The organism is Methylobacterium sp. SyP6R (assembly GCF_019216885.1).
GTDB lineage: Bacteria > Pseudomonadota > Alphaproteobacteria > Rhizobiales > Beijerinckiaceae > Methylobacterium.
The window spans coordinates 131,242-157,383 of record NZ_JAAQRC020000001.1 but is presented as its reverse complement, the minus strand read 5'-3'; the positions used below and the strand labels follow the sequence as shown (position 1 = coordinate 157,383).

The 26,142-nt window shown below is 69.9% G+C and carries 19 protein-coding genes; 11 read left to right on the top strand and 8 right to left on the bottom strand.

What is annotated here, in order from left to right; all coding sequences use genetic code 11:
• The first annotated feature begins 2 nt into the window (after nt 1-2).
• The 5 genes from HBB12_RS00745 (at nt 3) to cysG (ending at nt 9,395) form a co-directional block, all read left to right on the top strand.
• Entirely contained in the window at nt 3-1,220 is a 1,218-nt protein-coding gene (locus tag HBB12_RS00745; RefSeq protein ID WP_236987587.1) for an NAD(P)/FAD-dependent oxidoreductase, read from the top strand.
• A gap of 11 nt (nt 1,221-1,231) precedes the next feature.
• Nucleotides 1,232-3,019, top strand: a complete 1,788-nt coding sequence (locus HBB12_RS00740) for a NirA family protein (RefSeq protein WP_236987586.1) — start codon at nt 1,232-1,234, stop codon at nt 3,017-3,019.
• 262 nt (nt 3,020-3,281) lie between these two features.
• Nucleotides 3,282-4,895, top strand: a complete 1,614-nt coding sequence (locus tag HBB12_RS00735) for a sulfite reductase subunit alpha (RefSeq protein ID WP_236987585.1) — start codon at nt 3,282-3,284, stop codon at nt 4,893-4,895.
• A gap of 285 nt (nt 4,896-5,180) precedes the next feature.
• Nucleotides 5,181-7,862, top strand: a complete 2,682-nt coding sequence (locus HBB12_RS00730; protein ID WP_236987584.1) for a nitrate reductase — start codon at nt 5,181-5,183, stop codon at nt 7,860-7,862.
• A gap of 54 nt (nt 7,863-7,916) precedes the next feature.
• Nucleotides 7,917-9,395 carry a siroheme synthase CysG gene (gene cysG, locus HBB12_RS00725; protein WP_236987583.1) on the top strand — a complete coding sequence of 493 codons (1,479 nt, stop codon included), beginning with the start codon at nt 7,917-7,919 and terminating at the stop codon, nt 9,393-9,395.
• A 920-nt stretch (nt 9,396-10,315) separates the two neighbouring features.
• Here the strand turns inward: cysG and HBB12_RS00720 are convergent.
• Nucleotides 10,316-11,035, bottom strand: coding sequence for a DUF1013 domain-containing protein (locus tag HBB12_RS00720; RefSeq protein ID WP_236987582.1), 720 nt, complete (start codon nt 11,033-11,035; stop codon nt 10,316-10,318).
• Between the two features lie 681 nt (nt 11,036-11,716).
• Here HBB12_RS00720 and HBB12_RS00715 point away from each other — a divergent pair.
• Nucleotides 11,717-12,958 carry an IS110 family RNA-guided transposase gene (locus HBB12_RS00715; protein WP_236987581.1) on the top strand — a complete coding sequence of 414 codons (1,242 nt, stop codon included), beginning with the start codon at nt 11,717-11,719 and terminating at the stop codon, nt 12,956-12,958.
• On the opposite strand, the gene HBB12_RS00710 is transcribed toward HBB12_RS00715, so the two are convergent.
• Nucleotides 12,955-13,899, bottom strand: a complete 945-nt coding sequence (locus tag HBB12_RS00710; RefSeq protein ID WP_093568282.1) for a ribose-phosphate pyrophosphokinase — start codon at nt 13,897-13,899, stop codon at nt 12,955-12,957. The two genes, HBB12_RS00715 and HBB12_RS00710, sit on opposite strands and share 4 nt — an antisense overlap.
• Nucleotides 13,900-14,162: 263 nt before the next feature.
• On the bottom strand, nt 14,163-14,411 hold the full coding sequence (locus HBB12_RS00705) for a DUF4170 domain-containing protein (protein ID WP_236987580.1): 249 nt from the start codon (nt 14,409-14,411) through the stop codon (nt 14,163-14,165).
• Nucleotides 14,412-14,678: 267 nt separating this feature from the next.
• Here HBB12_RS00705 and HBB12_RS00700 point away from each other — a divergent pair, with 267 nt between their 5' ends.
• Nucleotides 14,679-14,981, top strand: a complete 303-nt coding sequence (locus tag HBB12_RS00700) for a hypothetical protein (protein WP_236987579.1) — start codon at nt 14,679-14,681, stop codon at nt 14,979-14,981.
• A gap of 19 nt (nt 14,982-15,000) precedes the next feature.
• On the opposite strand, the gene HBB12_RS00695 is transcribed toward HBB12_RS00700, so the two are convergent.
• From HBB12_RS00695 to HBB12_RS00675, 5 genes are all read right to left on the bottom strand, one after another.
• Nucleotides 15,001-16,353 carry a M6 family metalloprotease domain-containing protein gene (locus HBB12_RS00695; RefSeq protein ID WP_236987578.1) on the bottom strand — a complete coding sequence of 451 codons (1,353 nt, stop codon included), beginning with the start codon at nt 16,351-16,353 and terminating at the stop codon, nt 15,001-15,003.
• A 344-nt stretch (nt 16,354-16,697) separates the two neighbouring features.
• A complete protein-coding gene (locus HBB12_RS00690; protein WP_236987577.1) occupies nt 16,698-17,786 on the bottom strand; it encodes an alkene reductase in 1,089 nt (362 codons plus the stop codon).
• Between the two features lie 154 nt (nt 17,787-17,940).
• Nucleotides 17,941-18,345: a hypothetical protein gene (locus HBB12_RS00685; RefSeq protein WP_236987576.1), complete on the bottom strand. Its 405-nt coding sequence runs from the start codon at nt 18,343-18,345 to the stop codon at nt 17,941-17,943.
• A 579-nt stretch (nt 18,346-18,924) separates the two neighbouring features.
• Nucleotides 18,925-21,270, bottom strand: a complete 2,346-nt coding sequence (locus HBB12_RS00680; RefSeq protein WP_236987575.1) for a xanthine dehydrogenase family protein molybdopterin-binding subunit — start codon at nt 21,268-21,270, stop codon at nt 18,925-18,927.
• Nucleotides 21,267-21,746, bottom strand: a complete 480-nt coding sequence (locus HBB12_RS00675; protein WP_236987574.1) for a (2Fe-2S)-binding protein — start codon at nt 21,744-21,746, stop codon at nt 21,267-21,269. The genes HBB12_RS00680 and HBB12_RS00675 overlap by 4 nt, the downstream gene beginning before the upstream one ends.
• A gap of 607 nt (nt 21,747-22,353) precedes the next feature.
• On the opposite strand from HBB12_RS00675, the gene rpsA reads away from it, so the two are divergent.
• From rpsA to HBB12_RS00655, 4 genes are all read left to right on the top strand, one after another.
• A complete protein-coding gene (gene rpsA, locus HBB12_RS00670; protein ID WP_236987573.1) occupies nt 22,354-24,066 on the top strand; it encodes a 30S ribosomal protein S1 in 1,713 nt (570 codons plus the stop codon).
• A gap of 250 nt (nt 24,067-24,316) precedes the next feature.
• Nucleotides 24,317-25,273, top strand: a complete 957-nt coding sequence (gene sppA, locus HBB12_RS00665; protein WP_236987572.1) for a signal peptide peptidase SppA — start codon at nt 24,317-24,319, stop codon at nt 25,271-25,273.
• Nucleotides 25,274-25,332: 59 nt separating this feature from the next.
• Nucleotides 25,333-25,659 carry an integration host factor subunit beta gene (gene ihfB, locus HBB12_RS00660; protein WP_048433052.1) on the top strand — a complete coding sequence of 109 codons (327 nt, stop codon included), beginning with the start codon at nt 25,333-25,335 and terminating at the stop codon, nt 25,657-25,659.
• Nucleotides 25,660-25,787: 128 nt separating this feature from the next.
• Nucleotides 25,788-26,141, top strand: a complete 354-nt coding sequence (locus HBB12_RS00655; RefSeq protein ID WP_236987571.1) for a LapA family protein — start codon at nt 25,788-25,790, stop codon at nt 26,139-26,141.
• Nucleotide 26,142: the final 1 nt, after the last annotated feature.

Sequence of the window (26,142 nt, the reverse complement as noted above, 5' to 3'; positions counted from 1 at the left end):
CCATGTCCGAGCGCCTCGTCGTCATCGGCAATGGCATGGCCTCGCTCCGCTTCCTGGAGCGCCTGCTCGATGCCGCCCCCGGCCGCTACGCCGTCACCTGCATCGGCGCCGAGCCGGTGGCGGCCTATAACCGGGTGCTCCTGTCGTCGCTGCTCGGCGGCGAGGTCGACGAGGCGGCCTGCACCTTCCGCGGGCTCGACTGGTACGCCGAGCACGGCATCACCCTCGTCACCGGCGCGCCGGCGACCGCGATCGACACCGCCGAGCGGGTGGTGCAGGTCGGCGAGGGGCTGGTGCTGCCCTACGACAAGCTGGTCCTGGCGGTCGGCTCGGTGCCGATCCGGCTGCCGAAGCCCGGGATGGATCTTCCGGGCGTCATCACCTTCCGGGACCTCGCCGACGTGGCGGCGATCCGCCGGGCGGCGGTGGCGGGAGCCCGGGCCATCGTGATCGGCGGCGGGCTGCTGGGGCTCGAGGCGGCGGTGGGGCTGGCGCGGCTCGGGGTCGACACCACGCTCCTCCACGTCATGGACCGGCTGATGGAGCGCCAGCTCGATCACGCCGCCGCCAGCCTGGTGCGCGAGGCGATGGAGGCCCGCGGCGTCCGGGTGCTGCTCAAGGCCGACACCGCGTCGGTCGAGGGCGACGGCCGGGTCGAGCGCCTGATCCTGTCCGACGGCACGGTGCTGCCGGCCGATCTCGTGGTGATGTCGGTCGGCGTGCGCCCCTCGACGGCGCTCGCCGCCAGCGCCGGCCTCGCGGTCGGCCGCGGCATCCGGGTCGACGACGCGATGGCGACCTCGGTCCCGGGCATCTACGCGCTCGGCGAATGCGCCGAGCATAGGGGCCAGACCTACGGCCTCGTCGAGCCGGCCTACGAGCAGGCCGAGGTGCTGGCCCGCCATCTCTGCGGGATCGAGGCGGCTTACGCCGGCACCTCGCTCGCGACCAGCCTCAAGGTGTCGGGCCTGCCGGTCTTCTCCGCCGGTGCGGTCGACGTGCCCGAGGGCGCGCAAGCCGTGACCTGGAGCGATCCGGCCGCCGGCCTCTACCGCAAGCTCGTGATCGACGGCGACCAGCTGATCGGCGCGGTCTTCGTCGGCGACGTCGCCGAGCAGGGCTGGTGCAAGACCCTGATCCGCACCGGCGACACCATCACGTCCGACGACCGGGACGACCTGATGTTCGGGCGCCCCACTCCCCAACCCCTCGCAGCGTGAAGGAGCCCGCAATGGCCGACGACTTCGACGCCGAGCAGAAGCGCTACCTCGAAGGCTTCTCCCACGGCATCGCCGCCCTCCGCATGACCGGCGGCCTCGCCGGCGGCGGAACTGCGCCTGCGCCCGCCGCCGAGCCGACCGGGCCGGACGCGATCCACATCAAGGCGCAGGACCGCATCGTGAAGAACGGCGGCAAGCTCGCCGACCAGGAGAAGTGGAAGCGGGCCGAGAACCCCTTCGACGGCCACAACCGGCTGATCGCCGAGGCCGAGACCGGCAAGGCCCCGAAGCCCGAGGACAATTTTCGCTGGCGCTATCACGGGTTGTTCTGGGTCGCGCCGGCCCAGAACTCCTACATGTGCCGCCTGCGGATCCCGAACGGCATCCTGCATCACTGGCAATTCGCCGGCATCGCCGATCTCGCCGACGCCCATGGCGGCGGCTACAGCCACGTCACGACGCGGGCGAACCTCCAGGTGCGGGAGATCAGCCCCGAGCACGGCCAGCCCTTCCTCGACGGGCTGATCGATCTCGGCCTCACCGCCCGGGGCGCGGGCGCCGACAACATCCGCAACGTCACCGGCTCGCCGACGGCGGGCATCGACGCCCAGGAACTCCTCGACACGCGCCCCCTGGCGAAATCCTGGCACAACCACATCCTCAACGACCGCTCGCTCTTCGGCCTGCCGCGCAAGTTCAACGTCGCCTTCGACGGCGGCGGCGTGCTGCCGGTGCTGGAGGAGACCAACGATATCGGCTTCCAGGCGATCGAGGTTCTGGAGGGCGCCGCGGTCGAGCCGGGCATCTGGATGCGGCTCGTCCTCGGCGGCATCACCGGCCACCGCGACATCGCCCGCGACACCGGCGTAGTCCTGAGGCCCCGCGAGTGCAACGCCGTCGCCGATGCGATCCTGCGGGTCTTCATCGAGAACGGCGACCGCACCAACCGCAACAAGGCGCGGATGAAATACGTCCTCGACGCCTGGGGCTATGACAAGTACCTCGCCGCCGTCGAGGAGAAGCTCGGCCGCAAGCTGGAGCGGGTCGATCCCGCCCATGTGAAGCCCCGCGGCGGCTTCGACCGCTACGCCCATGTCGGGGTGCACGCCCAGGTCCAGCCGGGCCTCAATTGGATCGGCGTGGTGCTGCCGGTCGGCAAGATGACCACCGACCAGATGCGGGCGCTCGCCACGATCGCGCACGACTACGGCGACGGCCAGATCCGCCTGACCGTGTGGCAGAATTTTCTCTTTTCCGGCGTGCCCGACGACAAGGTGGCGGAGGTCGAAGCCCGCGTGGCGGCCCTCGGGCTCTCCACCAAGGCGTCGAGCATCCGCGCCGGCCTCGTCGCCTGCACGGGCAACCGCGGCTGCAAGTTCGCCGCCGCCGACACCAAGGGCCACGCGCTCCTCATCGCCGACCACGTCGAGGCCGCGGTGCCGGGTCTCGACGTGCCGGTCAACGTCCACCTCACCGGCTGCCATCATTCCTGCGCCCAGCATTACATCGGCGATATCGGCCTCATCGGCGCCAAGGTGACGGTGAGCGAGGAGGGCGACACCGTCGAGGGCTACGACATCGTGGTCGGCGGCGGGTTCGGCGAGGCGGCCAAGATCGGCACCGAGATCTGGAAGGCCGTGAAGGCCGAGGACTGCCCCAGCCGGGTCGAGGCCCTGCTCACCGACTACCTCGCCAACCGCACCGGCCCGCAGGAGAGCTTCCAGGCCTACACCGCCCGCCGCGGGCCCGAGGCCCTAAAGGGCCTCGCCGACGCCCGGCTGCTGGAGGCGGCCGAGTAAGGCACCTTTCTCCTCTCCCCGCGGGCGGGGAGAGGGCTGCGTCCCCGTTCAGGGGATGCAGCGAGCTGCGAACCGCAGGTTCGCCGCGAGGGTGAGGGGGACGTGCCGAATGTGGCTCCTCCGGAAGCACCCCCTCACCCTCGGCTGACGCCTCGCCGCGCCGACGACAAGGTCGTCGCGGCCCTCTCCCCGCCCGCGGGGAGAGGAGAAGCCAGCGCTTTACCGACCGATGTCGACTGCCACTCTTCTCCGGTAACCCCCGATGACCCAGCACGTCGCTCCCCCGCTCGTCCTGATCCCCGAATCCGCTCCCTTCAACGCCGACCAGCGCGCCTGGCTGTCGGGCTACTTCGCCGCCCTGCTCGGGCCGGCGGTCGAGGGCGCGACGGCGCTTCCGGCCGGCGCGGCGCCCGGCGGGCCGGCTTTGGCCGACAACGACGACGCCCCTTGGCACGACCCGTCGATGGGGCTCGACGACCGCATGGCGCTCGCCAAGGACCGCTCCGAGCCGCAGAAGCTGATGGCCGCCATGGCCCAGCAGGATTGCGGCCAGTGCGGCTACAACTGCGCCGACTATGCCAACGCCCTCTTCCTCAAGAAGGAGGAGCGCCTGAACCTCTGCCAGCCGGGCGGCAAGGACACGCTCCGGATGCTGAAGAAGCTGGAGGCGGAGTTCGGCACCGCGGCGCCGGCCGGTGCCGCCGCCGCGGCCTCCGACGACGCCCCGAAGGCAGACGCCCCGGTCGGCCCCTACGGCCTGTGCCGCGAGAACCCGGCCGAGGCGGTGTTCCTGTCACGCCGCCGCCTCAACGCGCCGGGCGGCGAGAAGGAGACCTGGCACGTCGAGATCGATTTGGCCGGCACCGGCATCGACTACGTCGTCGGCGATTCCCTCGGCCTCTTCCCCGCCAATGCCCCGGCCCTGGCGGATGCGGTCATCGCCGAGCTCGGCGCCCGGCCGGAGCGGATCATCGCCACCAAGCTCGGCGAGAAGACCCTGCGCGACCATCTGCTCACCAACTATTCCCTCGGCGGTGCCCCCGACGGCCTGTTCCAGCTCCTGTCGCTCCTCACCTCCGGCGCACAGCGCAAGAAGGCCCAGGCGCTGAGCGCCGGCGAGGATCCGGATGGCGACGCCGCCTATCTCGACGTGCTCGGCGCGCTGCACAAGTTCCCGGGCGCCCGGCCCGACGCCGAGGTCTTCCTCGAAGCCCTCGACGAGTTGCAGCCGCGGCTCTACTCGATCTCGTCCTCGCCCAAGGCCGATCCGGGCCGGGTCTCGCTCACCGTCGACGCGGTGCGCTACAGCCACCGCTCGCGCCTGCGCCTGGGCGTCGCCTCGACCCATCTCGGCGAGCGCCTGGCCGAGACCGCCACGGTGAAGGTCTACCTCCAGAAGGCGCACGGCTTCGGCCTGCCTTCGACGCCCGAGACCCCGGTCATCATGGTCGGTCCGGGCACCGGCATCGCGCCGTTCCGCGCCTTCCTGCGCGAGCGCGCCGCCACTGCGGCGCCGGGCAAGAACTGGCTGTTCTACGGCCATCAGCGCCAGGCCTCGGACTTCTTCTATCGCGACGAGCTGAACGGCCTGAAGGATCAGGGCGTGCTGACCCGCCTGTCGCTCGCCTGGTCGCGCGACGGGGCCGAGAAGACCTACGTCCAGGACCGGATGCGCGAGAACGGCCGCGAATTGTGGCGCTGGCTGGAGGAGGGCGCCCACTTCTACGTCTGCGGCGATGCCAAGCGCATGGCCAAGGACGTCGAGCGAGCGATCATCGACGTTGCGGCGAGCCATGGCGGCAAGAACCCGGACGAGGCGGTGGCGTATCTCGCGGCGCTGAAGAAGGCGAACCGGTACCAGGCTGACGTGTATTGAGGGCGGCAGAGAGTCCGGCTCCCTCGACGTCTTTGCCACCCTCCGCGTCATCCCGGGGCCGCGAAGCGGAGCCCGGGATCCAGAGCCGCGGATCGTTCAGGACAGAGCGGAACGCGATCCGCCTTGCCGTCAAAGACCTGAGCGTCTGGATTCCGGGCTCCGCTTTCGCGGCCCCGGAATGACGCGGAGGGTGTCAGGTCCGTCGAGCACTGATGCCGTCGGCCCACCCCTTGCTTGCCCCAACTCCACCGGCCCTCACCCCACGCCCGGCGAAAGGCTCCTGCGATGAACCTGCACGTGCCGGCCCTCACTCCCGAGGCCGCCCCCGTCCGGACCACCTGCCCGTATTGCGGCGTCGGCTGCGGCGTGCTCGCTCGGCCGGACGGGGAGGGGGGCGCGAGCGTCGCGGGCGATCCGCAGCATCCGGCGAATTTCGGCCGGCTGTGCTCGAAGGGCTCGGCGCTCGGCGAAACCCTCTCCCTCGACGACCGGGTGCTCCACCCCGAGATCGCCGGGCGGCGGGCGACCTGGGACGCGGCGCTCGATGCGGTGGCGGACGGATTCAAGCGCACCATCGCGGCGCACGGGCCGGATTCGGTTGCGTTCTACCTCTCGGGCCAGCTGCTCACCGAGGATTACTACGTCGCCAACAAGCTGGCGAAGGGCTTCATCGGCACGCCCCACGTCGACACCAATTCGCGGCTCTGCATGTCGTCCTCGGTGGCGGCGCATCGCCGGGCCTTCGGCTCCGACACGGTGCCCGGCTGCTACGAGGATCTGGACGAGGCCGATCTCCTGGTGCTCGTTGGCTCGAACACCGCCTGGTGCCACCCGATCCTGTTCCGCCGCATGCTCGACGCGCGGGAGAAGCGCGGGACGAAGATCGTCGTCATCGATCCGCGCCAGACCCAGACCGGCGAGGAGGCCGACCTTTTCCTTGGGCTCAAGCCCGGCACCGACACCGCCCTGTTCTCCGGCCTCCTGGTCCATCTCGCGGACAATGGCGCCCTCGACCCGCGCTACATCGCCGAGCACACCGCCGGCTTCGAGCCGGCGCTCGAGCGCGCCCGGCAGATCGCCCCGACGGTGGCCGCGACCGCCGCCGCCACCGGCCTGAGAGAGGCCGAGGTCGAGACCTTCTTCACGCTGTTTCGCACCACGCCGCGGGTCGTCACCGCGACCTCGCAGGGGGTGAACCAGTCGGCGCAAGGGACCGATAAGGCCAACGCGATCATCAACTGCCACCTCGCCACCGGCCGCATCGGCCGGCCCGGCATGGGGCCGTTCTCGCTCACGGGCCAGCCCAACGCGATGGGCGGGCGCGAGGTCGGCGGGCTCGCCAACATGCTGGCCGCCCACATGCATTTCACCCCCGAGGAGGTGGATCTGGTGCGCCGGTTCTGGAACGCGCCGAACATCATCACCGGCGAGGGGCTGAAGGCGGTGCAGCTCTTCGAGGCGATCGAGCGCGGCAAGATCAAGGCGCTCTGGGTGATGGGCACCAACCCGGCCGTCTCGATGCCCCGGGCCGACCGGGTGCGGGCGGCGCTCGCGAAGCTCGACACCTACGTGGTCTCGGAGGTGGTGGCGAACACCGACACGGTGCGGGCCCGCAACGCGATCCTGCTGCCGGCGCTGGCCTGGGGCGAGAAGGATGGCACGGTGACCAATTCCGAGCGCCGCATCTCGCGCCAGCGCGCCTTCCTGGCGGCGCCCGGCGAGGCGCGGGCCGATTGGTGGATCATGGCGCAGGTGGGCCAGCGCCTCGGCCACGCCAAGGCCTTCGCCTGGGGCAACGCGGCGGCGGTGTTCCGCGAGCATGCCGCCCTGTCGGAGTTCGAGAATCGCGGCACCCGCGACTTCGATCTCGGCGGCCTCGCCGACATCACCGACGCCGCCTATGACGCGGCAGCACCCGTGCAGTGGCCGCTCACCCGCAAGGCCAAGGCGCCGCAGACCCGCTTCTTCGCCAATGGCGGTTTCTTCACCCGCGACCGCAAGGCCCGTTTCGTCGCGGTGCAGAAGCCGGCGCTGGCGCAGGCCACCAGCGACGCGCTCCCCTTGCGCCTCAATACCGGCCGGGTGCGCGACCACTGGCACACCCTGACCCGCACGGGGAAGAGCCCGCGCCTCTCGGCCCACCGCGCCGTTCCCTTCGTCGAGATCCACCCCGACGATGCCGAGACTGCGGGCCTCACCGACGGCGACCTCGCCCGCGTCCGCACCGCCCATGGCGCGGCGGTGCTCGAAGTCATGGTGACGCCGGGCGCGCAAGCCGGAATGCTGTTCGCCCCGATGCACTGGAGCGAGGCCAACACCTCGGACGGCCGCGTCGGTGCGCTCGCGCAAGGCGCGGTCGATCCGGTCTCGGGCCAGCCGGAACTCAAGGCGACCCCGGCCTCGATCGCCCCCGAACCCTACCGCTCCCGCGGCTACCTCATCACCCGCGACACGGTGGCCGCGCCGTTCGGCTGGTGGTGGGCGCGGACGAGCCTGGAGGGCGGGACCGGCCTGATCTTCGCCGCCCAGGACGGTGCGCCCGAGGCCGCCGCGCTGATGCGCGAGACCTTTCCCGGGGCGGCCCTCAGCGAGTATGCCGACCCGGCCCGCGGCCGCTACCGCGCCGCCGCCTTCCGGGACGGGCGATTGCTCGGCGTGCTGGCCCTGGCCCCGGCCGCCGAGCGCCCGACCTGGGACGCCGCCAAGGCGTTCTTCCGCACCCAGGAACTGCTGGAGCCCTCGGCCCGCCGGGCCCTGATCTCGGGGAGAGCGGAGAGTGCCGGCACCGGCCCGCTGGTCTGCGCCTGCCACACGGTCGGGCTCGACACGATCCGGGGCGCGATCAAGGGCGGGGCGCACGGGGTCGAGGCGGTGGGGGCCGCGTGCAAGGCCGGCACCAATTGCGGCTCGTGCATCCCTGAGATCCGCAAGCTGCTGGCGGCGGAACTTGCGTCCGCTTCCGCATAGGCGCATCTGATGCCGCAGGATTTCCCGAGACTCGTGTCAGACACTCATCGTCCCATGCGTACGCCCCGTGCCCCCCGAGAGACCCGCTCCCCGGGCCTCGAGCCCCTGGCCGTTCTCCCGGTCTTCGTGACGCTCACGGGCAAGCGCGCGGTGCTGGCCGGGGCCAATGGGGGTGCGGCTTGGAAGGTGAAGCTGCTCGCCGCCGCCGGCGCCCATGTCGACGTGTTCGCCCCCGAACCGACCGAGGAGATGCGCGGCGCACCTGCCGAGGCCGTCGCCGGCACGGTGGTGCTGCATGAGCGCGACTGGTCGCCGGCCGATCTCGAAGGCGCCGCCTTCGCCATCGCGGCCTTCGAGGACGAGGGCGAATGCGCATGCTTCGTCGGCGCCGCCCGCGCCGCGGGCGCCATCGTCAACGCCATCGACCGGCCGCATCTCTGCGACGTGTCGTTCGGCGCCATCGTCAACCGCTCGCCCCTCGTCGTCGGCATCTCCACGGAGGGCGCAGTCCCGGTCTTCGGCCAGACCGTGCGGGCCCGGATCGAGGCGATGCTGCCTTCGGGCTTCAAGGCCTGGGTGGCCGCCGCCCGCGACTGGCGCGCCGAGGTGAGCGCCCGCTACCATGTGTTCGGCGAGCGCCGGGCGTTCTGGGAGCGCTTCACCGACCTCGCCTTCGCCCATCCGGACCGGGCGCCGGTCCGGGCCGATCTCGACGGGCTCATCGCCGAGAACGATGCCGCCCCGACCGGCGGCAGCGTGGTCCTGGTCGGGGCCGGCCCGGGGGACGCCGAACTCCTCACCCTCAAAGCCCTGCGGGCGCTACGCAGCGCCGACGTGATCCTGTACGACGACCTCGTCGCGCCGGAGATCCTGGATTACGCCCGGCGCGAGGCCCGCACGATGCTGGTCGGCAAGACCGGCCACGGCCCCTCCTGCCGCCAGGACGACATCAACGCCCTGATGGTGTCGCTGGCGGGAAGCGGCAAGCGCGTGGTGCGGCTCAAGTCCGGCGACCCCCTGGTCTTCGGCCGGGCCGGCGAGGAGATCGATGCCTGCCGTGAGGCCGGCATCCCGGTGACCGTGGTGCCCGGCGTCACGGCGGCGCAGGGCGCGGCGGCGTCGCTCGGCATCTCGCTCACCCACCGCGACGCGGCACGCCGCCTGCAATACGTCACCGGCCACGACCGCCGCGGCGCCCTGCCCGACGACCTCAACTGGGCCGCCCTCGCCGATCCCACCGTCACGACGGTGATCTACATGCCCAAGCGCACGATGCGCACCCTGCTGGCGAAGGCGGTCGCCGAGGGCCTGCCGCCCGCGACCCCGGCTCTGGTGGTGTTCAACGCCACCCGGCCCGACCAGGCGGTGGTGCAGGGGCAGGCCCACGACCTCGCCGACCGGGTCGAGGCGGCTGGGCTGGAGGGGCCGGCGATCGTGATGGTCGGGAATGCGCTCGGACGGGGAGCCCAGGCGGAGCACGTCTCCGCGATCCCGGCGGCGGTGTTGCAGGCGGCGGAGCGGGCCAGTCTCTGAGGCGGAAAGTCTCGATCGCCTGTTTGACTTGCGGGTAGGGCATCGCGGCGAGTTTTTTATCCAACCCACGACCTCATCCTGAGGTGTCAGTCGATCGAAGATCGACTGACCTCGAAGGAGGGCTCCAGGGATCGCAGAGGCATATGGAGGCTTCCTTCGAGGCTTAGCGATCTTCGATCGCCAGCACCTCAGAGCCTGTTTGAGCCGGCCGAATTGAAACCCTCGATGTCACCCTGGGGCCGCGTAGCGGAACCCGGGATCCATATCCGCTGAGATTCCAGAAGAAGTCGGACCTCGCTCCGCCTGGTCCTGCATCGTCAGCGGGTATGGATTGCGCTACGCGCCCCTTCGGGTCCGGGTTCTCATCTTCGACGAGCCCCAGGATGACGTGGAGAGTTTGGATCGGAGCGGCCCACTCAAACAGGCTTTCAGGATGAGTGATACGCAATCCGGAAGATCGCTTCCGGATTGCGTATCATCAGCCCGCGCGGTGAAGCCGTAGGCTTCACACGCCTGAGCGAAGCCGCTTTCCGCATCGCGAAGCGATCAATCGGAAATCGTATGAGATGGTAGAATAATGAAACTTGTATCAATATTTTAGCGGAAAAAACTGTTCAAAAAGCTCTGAGGTGCGGGGCGAAGGTGGCCGGGCCTCGAAGGAGGGCTCCAGGAACCATATTGATCACTGGAGCCCTCCTTCGAGGTCAGTCGATCTTCGATCGACTAACACCTCAGGATGAGGTCGCGGGTGGGATCGAGCGGTTGGATCGATCAAGCAGGCTTTGAGCGCGACGCCGGCAGCGGACAACGGCACCGGGACAAAAAAGGGCGCTGCCCGATCGCCTCAGCGATCACGCACCGCCCCGATCCACATGAGGGCACCGGCCGTCCCGTCTCGCGGAACGGCCGCTCCCCCGATCTCAATACTCGTCGTCGTCCTCGTCCTCGCCGCCCTTCCGCATCGGCTTGAGGCGGGCGAAGACCGAATCCGCATCGAGGCGCTCGTCGCCGCGGCCGGGCCGGCGATCGGCGTCGTGATCCTCGGGCTCGGGCAGGACCGAGAGTTCGGGCGGCATCAGGGTGGCGCCGCCCTCGGCGGATTCCACCAGCGGACGATCCTTGGCAGCGCGCTGGACCTCGAAATCGAGGTCGATCTGCGAGCACAGGCCGAGGGTCACCGGGTCCATCGGCTGCAGCGAGCCGGAATTCCAGTGGGTACGCTCACGGATCTGCTGGATCGTCGACTTGGTGGTGCCGACGAGGCGCATCACCTGCGCGTCCTTCAGCTCCGGGTGGTTGCGCAGCAGCCACAGGATGGCGTTCGGCCGGTCCTGGCGGCGCGACAGCGGGGTGTAGCGCGGGCCCTTGGTGCGCTTCACCTCGGGCAGCTTCACCTTCGAGACCGCCACCTTCATGCGGTGGTTCGGGTTGACCTGCGCCCGCTCGATCTCCTCGCGGGTGAGCTGGCCGGTCGAGACCGGGTCGAGGCCCTTGATGCCGGCCGCCACCTCGCCGTCGGCGATACCCTTCACCTCGAGGGGGTGGAGCTTGCAGAAATCGGCGATCTGATCGAAGGACAGCGACGTGTTCTCGACGAGCCAGACGGCCGTCGCCTTCGGCATCAACGGTCCCTGGGACATACCACACCTCCTCGGGGCGCTCCCTCGGGAGCGCGACGGCCGCCCGTCCGGGAAGCGGCCATAATACAAACACGGGCCCCTCGCCGGCGACAGGGCGCCCGGGGCGGAGCCGGGAGGCCCCGCCGGCGTCCCGGGATGGTCAGGACGGCCTGTCTCACGCTGTGAGGGAATCGCCCGATATATAGGCGCGTCTCAGGCCCGGCGCAAACCGCTTTCGCAGGCTAAAGGGCCGCCGAGTGGGCGACCAAGCGGTCGGTCGAAAGACTCTGCGGGTCGGGTGTCGTCCCTTCGAAAGGGGCGGCCCGCCGCCGGCCGGGCGGCGGGCGAGGGGCTTGTCATACGCTTTCCGATTGATCGCTTCGCGATGCGGAAAGCGGCTCCGCTCAGGCGCCGCGCGGGCTGATGATACGAAATCCGGAAGTGATCTTCCGGATTTCGTATCAGTTCGTCACCGGCTTCGCGGTCCCTTGCGGATGAAACATATGGCAGAGTGGACTTGCCGTCGGCGGAGAGATCGGTTCGTCTTTGGTGTGCCAGACCCCGCGTATCAGTTGGATCCGGGCTCCTCTTCAGTCCCCTCGCTTGCGTCACGGGCCGGTCCTCGGGCCAGCCCCGGAGCGCGTCATTTAGATTTGATCTCACGGGAGCCTGCGCCGGCGGCCTGACGGCAAGGAGATCGTGATGGAGGTCCTCTACCCCCGCTGCGCCGCCCTCGATGTTCACAAGGACACCGTCGTCGCAGCCATCCGTCTGGCCGAGAGCAGCGAGGTTCAGCGTGAGGTGCGGACGTTTGCCACCACCACGACCGCTCTGCTCGACCTCTCCGCCTGGCTCGACGAGCACGCCTGCACCCATGTCGCCATGGAGGCGACCGGCATCTACTGGCGCCCGGTCTGGCAGGTCCTCGACGCCGACAGCCGCACCCTGATCCTGGCCAATGCCGCCCATGTCAAGAACGTGCCCGGCCGCAAGACCGACGTCGCCGACGCGGTTTGGCTCTCCGACCTGCTCGCCCACGGCCTGATCCGCGCCAGCTTCGTGCCCGAGGCTCAGACCCAGGCGATGCGCGACCTGCTGCGCACCCGCAAGCAACTGGTCCGCGAGCAGGCCAGCCACGTCCAGCGCATCCAGAAGACCCTCGAGGAGGCCAACCTCAAGCTCGCCTCGGTGCTCACCGACATCATGGGCCAGTCCGGTCGCGCCGTGCTCGACGCGCTGGTCAAGGGCGAGCGCGATCCGGCTGGGCTGCAGGCGCTGGTCAGCCCGCGGGTGAAGGCGGCGCCCGAGGCGATCCGGGCCGCGCTCACGGGCCGGATCGGGGATCACCACCGTTTCCTGCTCGGTGTGCATCTACGCCAGTACGACGGGTTGGGGCGAGCGATCGCGGAGATCGACGCGCAGGTGGAGCGCGACCTCGGCCCTTTCCGGGAAGCGGTGAAGCTGCTGGTGACGATCCCGGGCATCAGTGACCTCACCGCGCAGGTGATCCTCTCCGAGATCGGCCCCGACATGAGCCGCTTCCCGACCGCCGGCCATCTGATCTCCTGGGCCGGGCTGTGCCCGAGAAACGACGAGAGCGCGGGCAAGCGGCGCTCGACGCGGCTGCGCAAGGGCGCGCCCTGGCTCAAGACGGCCTTGGTGCAGGCCGCCTGGGCCGGAGTGCGCAAGAAGGCGAGCTACATCAGGGCGCAGTTCCAGCGCTTGCGCGGCCGGCGCGGCCCCAAGAAGGCGATCTGCGCGGTCGCCGCTTCGATGTTGACCGCGATCTATCACATGCTCAAGGCCGGCACGGCTTACGTCGATCCCGGGCCTGATCACGGCCGCAAGGCGGCCCCGACCATCCGCGCCAAGGCGCTCGTGCGGCAGATCGAGCGCCTTGGATTTGCGTGCGAAATCAAACCCGTAGAGCCAGTTTCTATTTAGACGAACAGGCTCGAGACGCTCGACTCTTCGGCGGTGCGCCCGATCGCCTCGCCGAGCAGCGGCGCGATGGTGACGACCCGGATGTTGCGGGCGAGCTTGACCGCGGCGGTCGGCTGGATCGAATCGGTGATCACCAGCTCCTTGAGTTTCGAGGAGGCGATGCGCGACACCGCGCCCCCCGAGAGCACGCCGTGGGTGATGTAGGCCGAGACGTCCTTGGCGCCCTTGGCGAGCAGGGCCTCGGCGGCGTTGACGAGCGTGCCGCCGGAATCGACGATGTCGTCGACGAGGATGCAGGAGCGGCCCTCGACCTCGCCGATGATGTTCATCACCTCCGATTCGCCGGGCCGGTCGCGGCGCTTGTCGACGATGGCGAGCGGCGCGTCGATGCGCTTGGCGAGCGCGCGGGCGCGGACCACGCCGCCGACATCGGGCGACACCACCATCATGTCGGCCGGGTCCATCCGCTCCTTGATGTCGCGCACCATCACGGGGGCGGCGAACAGGTTGTCGGTCGGGATGTCGAAGAAGCCCTGGATCTGGCCGGCATGCAGGTCGAGGGTCATCACCCGGTCGGCACCGGCCTCGGTGATGAGGTTGGCCACGAGCTTGGCCGAGATCGGGGTGCGGCCCGAGGTGCGCCGGTCCTGGCGGGCATAGCCGAAATAGGGCAGCACGGCGGTGATCCGCCGCGCCGAGGAGCGCCGCGCGGCGTCGATCATGATGAGCAGTTCCATCAGGTGATCGTTGGCCGGGAACGAGGTCGACTGGACGATGTACACGTCCTCGCCGCGCACGTTCTCCTGGAGCTCGACGAAGATCTCCATGTCGGCGAACCGGCGCACCGAGCAGACCGCCAGCGGCTTCTCGAGATAGGCCGCGATCGCCTCGGCCAGCGGGCGGCTCGCATTGCCGGCGACGATCTTGATCGAGGATTTCATCGTGCTTCCATCGTGGCCCGCGCCAAGAGCCCCGGCGCTGCCGCACGGTGCTCTCGTCGAGACCGCGCGCGCCGGGGCGAGGGGAGGATCGCATCGAGATTCGCGCGAATGCGGGCCCCTCGCGCGACGATGCTCTCGTGTGTGACGGGCGAGGCTCTTATCAGTGCCGGGATACCGTCACAATGCTTTCATGTGCGCCGGAATGCGCAAGTCACCGGCTTTCGGATGCGCGGTGACTGCATGCCTCTCCGCGAGGATGCGCCTCAGGGCTGCAGGAGCTTGTGGAGATGCACGATGAAGTAGCGGGTCTGGGCGCTGTCGACGGTCTGCTGCGCCTTCGCCTTCCAGGCCATGGCGGCGCTGGCATAGTCGGGGAAGATGCCGACCACGTCGAGCTTCGAGAGGTCGCGGAAGGTCACGCTGTCGAGGTCGGTCAGCTCGCCCCCGAACACCAGGTGGAGGAGCTGCTTCGGCTCCTGGGAGGTCGCAGGGGTGTTGCCCGGGTTGCTCATGCGCGTCGTCTCCGCGTGCCGCCATGATGCCGCCCGTCCGGTCCGACGGACGGCGCCCGCCCGCCGGGCAGGCGCGAGCGGGGTCGCAAACGCCGGGCCGCGCGTCAAGCCGGATCATGGTGCATCGCAAGAGGGGCGCCCGGCTTCCCGCTGCGCGAAGTCCCAGTGGATAGAGACGCGCCACAGTGCTGCGGGTTCCGCGGGACGGGGCTCGTTGCGTGAAATCGTGCTAGGATCGTCCGTTGAGGCAACCTCCGGAAGGTTCCCATGCAGGTCATGCCGAACAAGACCGTGATCGAAGGCCGGGCGCAGCGCGTCGACCCCGCACCGGACGGCTGGGGCGGCACCGTCGAGTTCGCGGTCGAGACAAGCAAGCCGGCCGACGGCTACTCGGATTTCGTCCGCGCCGCGGCAGGAAGCACCGTGACGATGTTCACGGCGGATCTGGGAGCGGTCAAGCCGGGCCAGTCCTATACGGTGACCGCGTCCGTCCTCGGCGGTCCGGGAGGCGAGCGCGTCGTGCTCCAGGATGCCAAGGTCCTTCAGGATGTTAAGGCCCGGCGCCCTTGACGTCCGCCGGGCCCCCGCGTCAAGCGGTGGCGACCGGAGCGATCGTGAGGGTCGCCACGATCAGGCCGTCCCGTTCCGTGATGTCGGAGAGGGCGAGGCCGCTGGCGGTCCCGTCGTTCCAGCGCAGATGCGGGTGAGCGGCACCGCGATCGTCGACCGCGCGGACCCCGCCCGTGCCCGGGAACAGGTCGGCCGGATCGGCTGGTTTGCGACCGGCCTGGAGATCGCGCAGACCGTCGGCCTGGATCAGCGCGACCCGGTAGATCCGCGGATTGGCGTTGTCGGCCTGACTGTCGTCGATATGCCAGATCGCGAGGCCCGAACCGAACAGCGCGTCGTCACGGCCGACCCGCTGGCGGTTCTCGAGCAGGAAGTATTCGAGGGAGCCGGGAGGACCGTCGATGCGGATGCTCGCCGTCGCATCGCGTTCCAGCGTCGTGAGCGAGACGCGCGACGAGACGGTGACCGTCACGGGCGTGACCCATCCCAGTTCCACCAGGCACCACGCCGACATGCGGGCCGGGCGATGGCCGCCGCCGGCCCAGGAGCCGCCGCTCATCAGGCACAGGTCGCCGATGCCGGCGCCGCGATAGCTCGTGTCGTAGAGGTCCGGCAGCCCGAGGAAGTGCCCGAACTCGTGGGCGAACACCCCGAGCCGGCCATCCTCCGGGGCGGTGAAGTAGGCGTAGGCGCTCACCTTGCCGTGGGTGACGGGATGGGGCAGCGTCCACTTGTGCGACCAGATGCGCGCCTTGCGCAACGCGGGATCCGGTTCCGCCTCGGCGCCGCCGCCGGCATGGATGAGGACCAGCCCGTCGAGAAAGCCGTCCCCGTTGCGATCGAACGGCTCCAGGCTGTTGGCCGTGCAGTAGCGCTGCAAGGTTTCGTCGAGGAGACCCGGCGTGTTCCGCGGGAAGCCGGTGCCGGTTCCACTCTGGCCGTCGGCGTAATAGCCGGAGGGATGGGCCGCGCGCTGCCAGTCGATCACCTCCCCGGTGATGTGCAGTCGCCCGTACGACATCTCCCGATAAAAGTTGTGTAGAGAACCGGGATTGCCCGGATCGAACAGAAGCCGCTCGTACTCGGCCTTCGACCTTTTCCCCGGAAGGTCGGAAAAGTCGACGAGCAGAACCAGGCAATGGAGGTGGGTGATCCCGTCGCGCTTGATCAGGCGGGGGAGACGCTCGGCGGACCGATCGTCGAACGCGGCCGGCGCCGCCTGTTCGGCGGGCGGCGGGTAGACGACGCCGTCGTTGAAGCCGCTGAGGGCGGCCGCCCTGTTGCCGAGCCACCCGGCCCGGGTCGCCAGCCTGGCATCCCCCGTCGAGAGAACCCGACCGGCCGCGACCTGAGCCCTGATGCTGTCGAGCACGTCCGGCCGCGCGCTGCACGACGTCGGCCCCGCCTCGTAGCACGATCCTGCCTCAGAGGGCCTGCAACCGCAGGACAGACGCATCATGTCGAGCTCCGCGCATCCTCGTTCCGGCGGAACGGGCGCGGAGCTTAGCCGTGACGGTAACCAAATGTAAATATTTTGTTCTGGAGCGATTCGAACTATTTCATGATCTAACAAAAGAGTTGGAACGACGTCCTCTTCCGTCACTTACGTTGTAGGCAAATCGATCGCGATCGAGTTATGGCCCCCTCGTGCGGAGAGGGTCGCCCGGACGGCGGTCCGGGCGACCCGTTTGCGTGATTGCTCTGCGACAATTCGGACTATCGGGCACCCTGTTCGAGCGCCGGATAGTCGATGTAGCCCTCCGGACCCTGGCTGTACCAGGTCTTGTAATTGTCCTTGTTGAGGGCTGCGCCCTTGGCGATCCGCTCCGGCAGGTCCGGATTGGCGATGAAGGTGCGGCCGAAGGCGATCGCGTCGGCGCGGCCCTCGTCGAGGGCGGCCTGGCCCTTCGGGCCGTCGTAGTCGGAGTTCAGCACCAGGGGACCGCGGAAGGCGGCCTTGATGGCGGGCGCCACGGCCGGGCGGGCGGCCTTGCCGAAGGTGCCGTTCGGGCCGGGCTCGCGCAGTTCCAGGAAGGCGACGCCGATCTGCGAGAGCGCGGCGGCGGCGGCCGGGAACAGGGTCTCGGGCTCGGGATCGTCGACGCCCTGGATCGGCTCGTTCGGCGACAGGCGCACGCCGGTGCGGTCGGCTCCGATCGTGTCGGCGACGGTGCGGGCGACCTCGGCGAGGAGCCGGATGCGGTTCTCGACCGAGCCGCCGTAGCGGTCCTGGCGCAGGTTGGTGCCCGAGCGCAGGAACTGGTCGATCAGGTAGCCGTTCGCGGCGTGGATCTGCACCCCGTCGAAGCCGGCCTCGACCGCGTTGCGGGCGGCCTTGGCGTAATCCGCCAAGAGCCGCGGGATCTCGTCCTCGCGCAAGGGCCGTGCCTCGGCATAGGGCTTCTTGCCCTCGTAGGTGTGGGCCTGGTCGGGCGCCGTGGTGGCGGAGGCCGAGACCGGGGCCTGCCCGCCGAGGAAGTCCGGGTGCACCACCCGGCCCATGTGCCAGAGCTGCGCGACGATGCGGCCGCCGGCCTCGTGCACCGCGGCGACCACCGGCTTCCAGGCCTCGACCTGCTCAGGCGCCCACAGGCCCGGGGCGAAGGGCCAGCCGGTGCCTTCCTGCGAGATGCCGGTCGCCTCGCTGATGATCAGGCCGGCCCCGGCGCGCTGGCGGTAATACTCCGCCATGATCGGGGTCGGCACGTGGGTCCGCGAGGCGCGGCCGCGGGTCAGCGGGGCCATCAGGATGCGGTTCGGAGCCTGGATGGCGCCGAGCTGGATCGGGTCGAACAGGGAAGGCACTGTCGGAAATCTCCGGATCGAGCCCGGCTTCAAGGGCCGGGCGATGCGGGTGAGATGTGGGCGCTGCAGTGCAACAGACCAGGGGCGGGGCCGGCGGCCCGGCCCGCGATGTGCGCTGCCTCACCTCGCGGTCGGGATTAAACCCGACCCGGGATCACGACTTGTCCATCTGCTCCTTGGCGTCGGACACCGCCTTCATGCAGCCGGCCTCGTCGCCCTTCTTGTCGAGCTCGCGGGCGCGGTTGAGGCTGGCGCGGGCCTCCATCACGCCGGTGCCGCCGCCGCTCGCCTTGGCGACGTCGGCGGTGGCCTGCGTCTCGGCCGAGCCGGGGGCCGGGCCCTTGGGGAGAGCGGAGGGGCTGGTGCCCTTCTCGGTCGCCGCCTCGGCCTGGGCCTCGCGGCGCGACGCCACCTCCTTGCCGCCGCTCGACGCCGCAATGGTCTCGCGGCCCTTCGCGTCGAGGCGCGGTTCGAGGGCGTCGATCTCGGTGCCGCAGGCGCCGGCCAGCGCCGGACCGGCGAGACCGGCGATGAGGCCGGCGGCGAGGATGAGCTTCATGGCGTCTCTCCCTGTCGTTGAATCGCGCCAATCATTGAACCTTGGCGCGAAGGGCTCCGCTCCGCGAACACCGGCCCGTGGGCGGGGGTTCCGGCGAGAGTGAGAGACGGACCGGAAAAAGCAGGCGCGACTCCCCTCTCCCGGGTGGGAGAGGGGTTGGGGGTGAGGGTGACACGCTTCAAGATCAAGCACTGAGCGTCGCGCGGGCAGCGTGACATCCGGAGCGTTACTCGGAAGCGTGTCACCCTCACCCCTACCCCTCTCCCACTCGGGCTAGCGGATTCACGCTTCTCCTTCGAGAGCTAACCCTCTGTAAATATGCGCGCTTTCCCCTCCCCCGGCGATCCCGGGCTTGCCCGGTATCGCTGCAAGTTGTGGGGAGGGGCTAGGGGTGGGGGTGGTGCAGAAGGCACCGCTGAGCCTTATCTGGCACCACCCCCACCTCCGGCTCCTCCCCACAAGGGGGAGGAGAGGCGCGCTACCTTTGAGGGGAAAGCGCTCAAACCGAGATTAGATTGCTTCGTACGTCTTGCGTCAGACCAAGACCCCGCGGGGCGCGCTGCCCCGCGGGGTCTTCGCTCACGCGCTCAGCTTGTCGCGCATCGGCAGCTGGCGGATGCGCCGGCCGGTCGCCGCGAAGATCGCGTTGGCGATGGCCGGCGCCACCGGCGGCACGCCGGGCTCGCCGACGCCGCCGAGCGGCTTGTCCCAGGACCCGCCCTGCACGAGGTGCACGTTGATGATCTTGGGCGCCTCGTTGATCCGGGTCAGCTCGTAGGTGTCGTAGTTGTCCTGGACGGCGCGGCCGTTCTTGAAGGTGATCTGGGCGGTGAGCGCGAGGCCCATGCCCATCACCACCGCGCCCTCGAGCTGCGAGCGCACCCGCTCCGGGTTGACCTGCTGGCCGCTGTCGATGGCGATGTCGACCCGCTGGACGGTGACCTCGCCCTTCGGCGACACCTCGACCTCGGCGACGGCGGCGGTGTAGGTCACGAAGCTGTAATGCGCCGCGATGCCGAGGCCACGGCCCTTGTCCACCTTGCGGCCCCAGCCGGCGCCCTTGGCCACCGCCTCGATCACGTTGCGCAGGCGCCCGGTATCGAAGGGATAGCGCGAGGGATCCTCGCCGTAGTTCCAGGCATCGCCGATCTTGACCGGATCGATGATCCGGGCCGGGCCGATCACGTCGAGGAGGTAGTCCTTCGGGTCGCGGCCGGCCATCTGGGCCAGTTCGTCGATGAAGGACTGCACCGCGAAGGCGCGCGGGATGTTCGACACCGAGCGGAACCAGCCGATCCGGACATGGGCATCCGCCGGCGGGTTCTCCATCCGCATGTTGGGGATGGAGAACGGCACGTTGACGAGGCCCATCCCGAGCTCGATCGGGATCTGCTCGTTGGCGCCGGCGACGAAGGTCGAGCCGATGGTCGGGGCCGCGCTGCGGTGCAGCCAGGCGATCGGCATGCCCTTGTCGTCGAGGCCGGCCTCCAGGCGCTCCACCGAGACGGTGTGGTAGTAGCCGTTGTGGAGGTCGTCCTCGCGGGTCCAGGTCATCTTGACCGGGGCGCCGTCCATCGCCTTCGAGCAGAGCGCCGCCTCGACGAAGTAGTCGGGCTTCGACTTGCGGCCGAAGCCGCCGCCGAGCAGCGTCACGTTGACGGTGATCGTCTTCGGGTCGACGCCGAGGCGCTTGGCGATGCGGTCGCGGGCGGCCTGGGGCGACTGCACGCAGCCCCACGCCTCGATCGTGCCGTCCTTGGCGATCCGGACGGTCGCGGCCGGCGGCTCCATCGGGGCCTGGACGAGGTGGGGGATGTAGTACTCGGCCTCCAGGCGCTTCACCGCCTTCTTCATTGCCGCGTCGACGTCGCCCTCCTGGCGCACCACCTTGCCGGGCTTGCGCACGGCCTGTTCCAGGGTGGCCCGATAGGCGTCCGAATCGTAACTCGCGTTCGGGCCGTCCTCGAAGGTGGGTTTGAGGGCCTCGCGGCCCTTGATCGCCGCCCAGGTGTTGCGGGCGATGACCGCCACGCCGCCGGTCGGCATGAACTCGTAGGGAGGGGCCGGCGGATCGATGGTCACGACCTTGACGACGCCCGGCACCTTCAGGGCGGCGGCTTCGTCGAAGCTCTTGACCTTGCCGCCGAAGACCGGCGGGCGGGCGACCACGGCGTAGAGCATCCCGTCGAGGCGGGTGTCGAGGCCGTACTGCGCCTTGCCGGTGGTGATGCCGACATTGTCGATGAGGCCGACGCGGCCCTTGCCGATGTAGCGGAAGGCCGACGAGTCCTTGAGCGTCACCGTCGCGCGGTCGGGCACCGGCATGCCGGCTGCCGCCTGGGCGACCTCGCCGAAGCCGATCCGGCGGCCGGACTTGGCGTGGACGAGGGCGTGGTTCTCCGTCGTGACCTCGGAGGCCGGCACGTTCCACTGCTTGGCGGCGGCCGCGACCAGCATGGCGCGGGCGGCGGCGCCGGCGCGGCGCAGCGGCATGAAGAAGTGCCGGAGCGAGCGCGAGCCGTCGGTGTCCTGATTGCCGAAGCGCTCCTCGTCGCCATGGGCCTGGGCGACCTTGACCTTGGCCCAGTCGGCGTCGAGCTCGTCGGCGACCACGAAGGCGACCGAGGTGCGCACGCCCTGGCCCATCTCCGAGCGGGTGCAGGTCACCGTCACGGTGCCGTCCGGCGCGATCGCCACGAACAGGGTCGGATCGTCGCGCCAGCCATGCGGCATGCCGTCGGCGCCGAATTTCGGCGGGTCGGCGGCGAGCGCGCCCTGGGGTTTGAGCGACAGGGCGAGCACCAGGGCGCCGGCCCCGGCGATGAGGCCGCGGCGGCTGAGCTGGCCGGGCGAGACCTTGGCGACGAGGGAGTCCGGCTCGTCGGCCGGGGCGGCCTTGAGGAGGGAGGAGAGGTCGTGAATCACAGGCGATCTCCCTGGCCGGCCTTCGGGGTCAGCCCCGCCGCCTGCTTGATGGCGGCGCGGATGCGCGGATAGGTGCCGCAGCGGCAGAGGTTGCCGCTCATCTGGTTGTCGATGTCGGCGTCGGTCGGCTTCGGGGTCTCCTTGAGGAGCGCCGCCGCCTGCATGATCTGACCGGTCTGGCAATAGCCGCACTGCGCCACGTTGAGGTCGCGCCAGGCGGCCTGGACCGGGTGGTTGCCGTCCGGCGACAGGCCCTCGATCGTCACGACCGGCTGGCCGTCGGCGGCCGAGACCGGAGTCTGGCAGGCCCGCATCGCGGTGCCGCCGACATGGATGGTGCAGGCGCCGCAGGCCGCGACGCCGCAGCCGAACTTGGTACCCGTCAGGCCGAGCTCGTCCCGCAGGTACCAGAGCAGCGGCATCTCGGGATCGCCGTCGAACCGGCGCTCCTCACCGTTCACGTTGAGATTGATCATCGTCGCCCTCCGGCTTCGGGAGGCTTCTCCGGCGCCCCGCGGACACGATTCCGGTCGCGACGCCGCCTCCCTCTCGTCGATTGCGGTCTCGGCGCCCCGGCCCCCGGACCGGACGGCGCCGCACTCCTCCCTCACGCCGTGCATGCGGCGTGCGTTCATGCATCTTGGACGCTCCGCCCCGGGACGCGTCCCGCGGGCCGAAGCATCGAAAGCCCCGCACCACGCCCGAACATGAGAATGATTTAAGGCTAGGGATGGGTAACCCGGACCCGCGCGTGTCGGCAAGCCGCCAGTTCACCGTCAGGTTGCCGCGCCCCGCCCCGCAACGCCTTGCCGGGAGTTCGATTTTCGTGTATCGGCCGCAACTCCGGTCGTCCCATGCCGGGATGCCGCGTGCCGGGCCTCGCGCCCGTCCGCACCGCGCCCCGGCCGGGACCTTCGGAGTACACGTTTCTGCCCGTCGATCATGCGCCGGCCCGCGCCCCTTCACGTTTTGGGGAGCGGCGGTTTCGGGGATCTCCCCGGAACTCCGGCGGGCGGAAGCGGCCCGTTGATACGAGCCGCCGGCGCCGTCCCCCCGGATAGGGCGGGACGAAAAGGAGCATGGATGTCCGCAGGTTTGCAAGCCGCCTCGTCGAGCCGCGAAGATTTCGCCGCCCTTCTGGAAGAGTCGTTCCGCGAGCACGAGATCACGGAAGGCTCCGTGGTCAAGGGCCGCGTGGTGGCGATCGAGAAGGACGTCGCCGTCATCGATATCGGGGCGAAGACCGAGGGCCGCGTCGCCCTCAAGGAATTCACGGGCCCCGGCCGTGACCAGCCGATCGCCGTCGGCGACGAGGTCGAGGTCTATGTCGATCGCATCGAGAACGCGCTCGGTGAAGCCGTCATCTCGCGCGACAAGGCCCGCCGCGAGGAGAGCTGGGTCAAGCTCGAGAAGGCGTTCGAGAACAACGAGCGCGTCTCCGGCACGATCTTCAACCAGGTCAAGGGCGGCTACACCGTCGACCTCGACGGCGCCGTGGCGTTCCTGCCGCGCTCGCAGGTCGACATCCGTCCGGTCCGCGACGTCACCCCGCTGATGGGCACGCCGCAGCCGTTCCAGATCCTCAAGATGGATCGCCGCCGCGGCAACATCGTGGTGTCGCGCCGCACCGTGCTCGAGGAGAGCCGGGCCGAGCAGCGCTCCGAGCTGGTGGCCAACCTCGAAGAGGGTCAGGTCATCGACGGCGTGGTCAAGAACATCACCGAGTACGGTGCGTTCGTCGACCTCGGCGGCATCGACGGTCTGCTGCACGTCACCGACATGGCGTGGCGCCGCGTCAACCACCCGTCCGAGGTGGTCAACATCGGCCAGACCGTCAAGGTCAAGATCATCAAGATCAACCACGAGACGCACCGCATCTCGCTCGGCATCAAGCAGCTGCTCGCCGATCCGTGGGAGGGCATCGCCGCCCGCTACCCGGTCGACGCCAAGCTCAAGGGCCGCGTGACCAACATCACCGACTACGGCGCCTTCGTGGAGCTGGAGCCGGGGATCGAGGGCCTGATCCACGTCTCGGAGATGAGCTGGACCAAGAAGAACGTCCATCCGGGCAAGATCGTCTCCACCTCCCAGGAGGTCGAGGTCCAGATCCTCGAAGTCGATCCGGTCAAGCGCCGCATCTCGCTCGGTCTCAAGCAGACCCTGCAGAACCCGTGGGAGGCCTTCTCCGAGAAGCACCCGGCCGGCACCGAGGTCGAGGGCGAGGTCAAGAACAAGACCGAGTTCGGTCTGTTCATCGGCCTCGAGGGCGACGTCGACGGCATGGTCCACCTCTCGGACCTCGACTGGAACCGTCCGGGCGAGCAGGTCATCGACGAGTTCAAGAAGGGCGACGTGGTGCGCGCCCAGGTTCTCGACGTCGACGTCGAGAAGGAGCGCATCTCGCTCGGCATCAAGCAGCTCGCCGGCGACCCCTTCGCCGATGCCGGTGACGGCATCCGCAAGAACCAGGTCGTCACCTGCGAGGTGCTCGAGGTCAAGGATTCGGGCATCGAGGTCAAGATCGTCGATTCCGACCTCCAGGCCTTCATCCGCCGGGCCGACCTCGCCCGCGAGCGCAACGACCAGCGCCCCGAGCGCTTCGCCGCCGGCGAGAAGCTCGATGCGCGGGTGACGCAGTTCGACCGCAAGGCCCGCCGCGTCCAGCTCTCGATCAAGGCCCTCGAGATGGCCGAGGAGAAGGAGGCGATCGCCCAGTTCGGCTCCGCCGATTCGGGCGCCTCGCTCGGCGACATCCTCGGCGCGGCCCTCAAGGCCCGTCAGGCCGACAAGAAGTAAGGGATCCGTCCGGGCCGCGAGGCCCGGACACCCCGAACGAGACCGGACGCCCGCGCGGGGACACCCCCTGCGCGGGCGTCCGCATGTCCGGCTTACCGCGATCGGGGAGGGGCATGCCCGCAAAACCGGTCTTGCCGCTGCGCGACGGCCGGGGGTAGAACAGCCCGGGAGCGAGGCACGCCAATGACTTGCAGGGAACACCCTGCGGGCGGGGCGGCCTTCCAGGGTCAGACCAGGATACGGGCGCCGCATGGCCATCGATGCCGAACTTCTCCTCGACCGGCGGTCCTTACGCCGGAAGCTGTCGGTGTGGCGGGCGATCGGGGTCGGGGCACTGATCGTCGCCGCCGGCGCCGTCGGCTGGCGGGCGGCCGGGGGCAGGGGGCTCTCCGCCGTCACGCCGCAGATCGCCCGCATCAGCATCGACGGCTTCATCGCCGGCAGCGAGAAGACCCGCGAGCTGATGAAGCGCGTCGGTGATTCGAGCGCGGTCTCGGGCGTCGTCGTCTCGATCAACTCGCCGGGCGGTACCACCACCGGCTCGGAAGAACTCTTTCGCAATCTTCGCGCGCTGGCCGAGAAGAAGCCGATCGTCGCCTTCGTCGACGGCACCGCGGCGTCGGGCGCCTACATCACGGCGATCGCCGCCGACCACATCGTCGCCCGCGAGACCAGCCTCGTCGGCTCGATCGGCGTGCTGTTCCAGTACCCGGAGGTGTCGGGCCTCCTCGACAAGGTCGGGGTCAAGGTCGACGAGGTGAAGTCCTCGCCGCTCAAGGCCGAGCCGAGCGGCTTCCACCCGACCCCGCCGGAGGCCCGCGCGGCGCTCCAGGCGATCGTCGGCGACACCTATGGCTGGTTCAAGGACCTGGTGGCCGAGCGCCGCAAGATGAATCCCGACCAGATCAAGGTGGTGGCCGACGGGCGCGTGTTCAGCGGCCGCCAGAGCGTGCCCCTCGGCCTGATCGACGAGACCGGCAGCGAGCGCCAGGCCGTCGCCTGGCTCGAGCGCGAGAAGGGCGTGGCGAAGAACCTGCCGGTGCGGGACTGGAAGCCGCGCTCCGACAGCCGCTTCGGCCTGTTCTCGGCCGCGGCCGCCGGCGCGGGCCTTCTCGGCTACGACGACCTCGCCGCCCGGCTGCGGCAGGCCGGCGACGAGACGGCCAGCCTGACGCAGGGCGGCCTGCTCGCGGTCTGGCGCCCTTAAAAAGACCCCTCCCGCGCCATCGTCCCGCCGGCCCCGCCTTTCTCGAGACCATACCGCCCATGATCAAGTCCGAGCTGGTGCTCAAGATCGCCGAGCAGAACCCGCACCTGTATCAGCGCGACGTCGAGAACATCGTCAACGCCATCCTGGACACGATCGCGGACGCGCTCGCCCGGGGCGACCGGGTCGAGCTGCGCGGCTTCGGCGCCTTTTCGGTCAAGCGCCGGGAGGCGCGGCGCGGCCGCAACCCGCGCACGGGTGCCGCCGTGGCGGTGGCCGAGAAGGCGATCCCGGTCTTCAAGACCGGCAAGGAGATGCGCCTGCGCCTGAACGCCGCCGGGATCGGCGCCGACGAGCCGAGCCGGGCCGAGGCCGCCGCGAGCTGACGCAAGGTCGGCCCCGTGCGAGGTCGGCACTGGCCTCCCGGCTGCCGCGCGTTACACTTTCTTCTCCGGGGCTCCGTCCGGCGGTCCCGCTCCCTTCCCGCATCACCGACGAAAGACCGGGTTTCCCGATGATCCGCTTCCTCAAAGGCCTGATCCTGCTGCCCATTGCGATCGTGGTCGTGCTGCTGGCGGTGGCCAACCGCCAGCCGGTGATGCTGTCCTTCGATCCGTTCACCGACGGCACGCCGGCCTTCAGCCTGCCGATGCCGCTCTACGCGCTGATCTTCGCCGCGGTCGCCCTGGGCATCGTGGTCGGCGGCGTCGGCTCCTGGCTCGGCCAGGGCGATACCCGCCGCGACCGCCGCGCCAAGGGCCGCGAGCTCGCCCGCCTGCGCCACGAGGCCGAGCGCCTGCGCCAGGCCTCTCCGAGCAGCGCCACGGTCGGCCGTACCGCCCTGCCGGCCCCGATCAGCCGCGCCTGAG

Coding starts and splice junctions, on each gene's coding strand:
- HBB12_RS00740 (WP_236987586.1), top strand. CDS start 1,232: ATGGCCGACGACTTCGACGCCGAGCAGAAGCGCTACCTCGAAGGCTTC.
- HBB12_RS00700 (WP_236987579.1), top strand. CDS start 14,679: ATGCAGGTCATGCCGAACAAGACCGTGATCGAAGGCCGGGCGCAGCGC.
- sppA (WP_236987572.1), top strand. CDS start 24,317: ATGGCCATCGATGCCGAACTTCTCCTCGACCGGCGGTCCTTACGCCGG.
- cysG (WP_236987583.1), top strand. CDS start 7,917: ATGCGTACGCCCCGTGCCCCCCGAGAGACCCGCTCCCCGGGCCTCGAG.
- ihfB (WP_048433052.1), top strand. CDS start 25,333: ATGATCAAGTCCGAGCTGGTGCTCAAGATCGCCGAGCAGAACCCGCAC.
- HBB12_RS00715 (WP_236987581.1), top strand. CDS start 11,717: ATGGAGGTCCTCTACCCCCGCTGCGCCGCCCTCGATGTTCACAAGGAC.
- HBB12_RS00675 (WP_236987574.1), bottom strand. CDS start 21,746: ATGATCAATCTCAACGTGAACGGTGAGGAGCGCCGGTTCGACGGCGAT.
- HBB12_RS00655 (WP_236987571.1), top strand. CDS start 25,788: ATGATCCGCTTCCTCAAAGGCCTGATCCTGCTGCCCATTGCGATCGTG.
- HBB12_RS00745 (WP_236987587.1), top strand. CDS start 3: ATGTCCGAGCGCCTCGTCGTCATCGGCAATGGCATGGCCTCGCTCCGC.
- HBB12_RS00720 (WP_236987582.1), bottom strand. CDS start 11,035: ATGTCCCAGGGACCGTTGATGCCGAAGGCGACGGCCGTCTGGCTCGTC.
- HBB12_RS00730 (WP_236987584.1), top strand. CDS start 5,181: ATGAACCTGCACGTGCCGGCCCTCACTCCCGAGGCCGCCCCCGTCCGG.
- HBB12_RS00705 (WP_236987580.1), bottom strand. CDS start 14,411: ATGAGCAACCCGGGCAACACCCCTGCGACCTCCCAGGAGCCGAAGCAG.
- HBB12_RS00735 (WP_236987585.1), top strand. CDS start 3,282: ATGACCCAGCACGTCGCTCCCCCGCTCGTCCTGATCCCCGAATCCGCT.
- HBB12_RS00685 (WP_236987576.1), bottom strand. CDS start 18,345: ATGAAGCTCATCCTCGCCGCCGGCCTCATCGCCGGTCTCGCCGGTCCG.
- HBB12_RS00710 (WP_093568282.1), bottom strand. CDS start 13,899: ATGAAATCCTCGATCAAGATCGTCGCCGGCAATGCGAGCCGCCCGCTG.
- rpsA (WP_236987573.1), top strand. CDS start 22,354: ATGTCCGCAGGTTTGCAAGCCGCCTCGTCGAGCCGCGAAGATTTCGCC.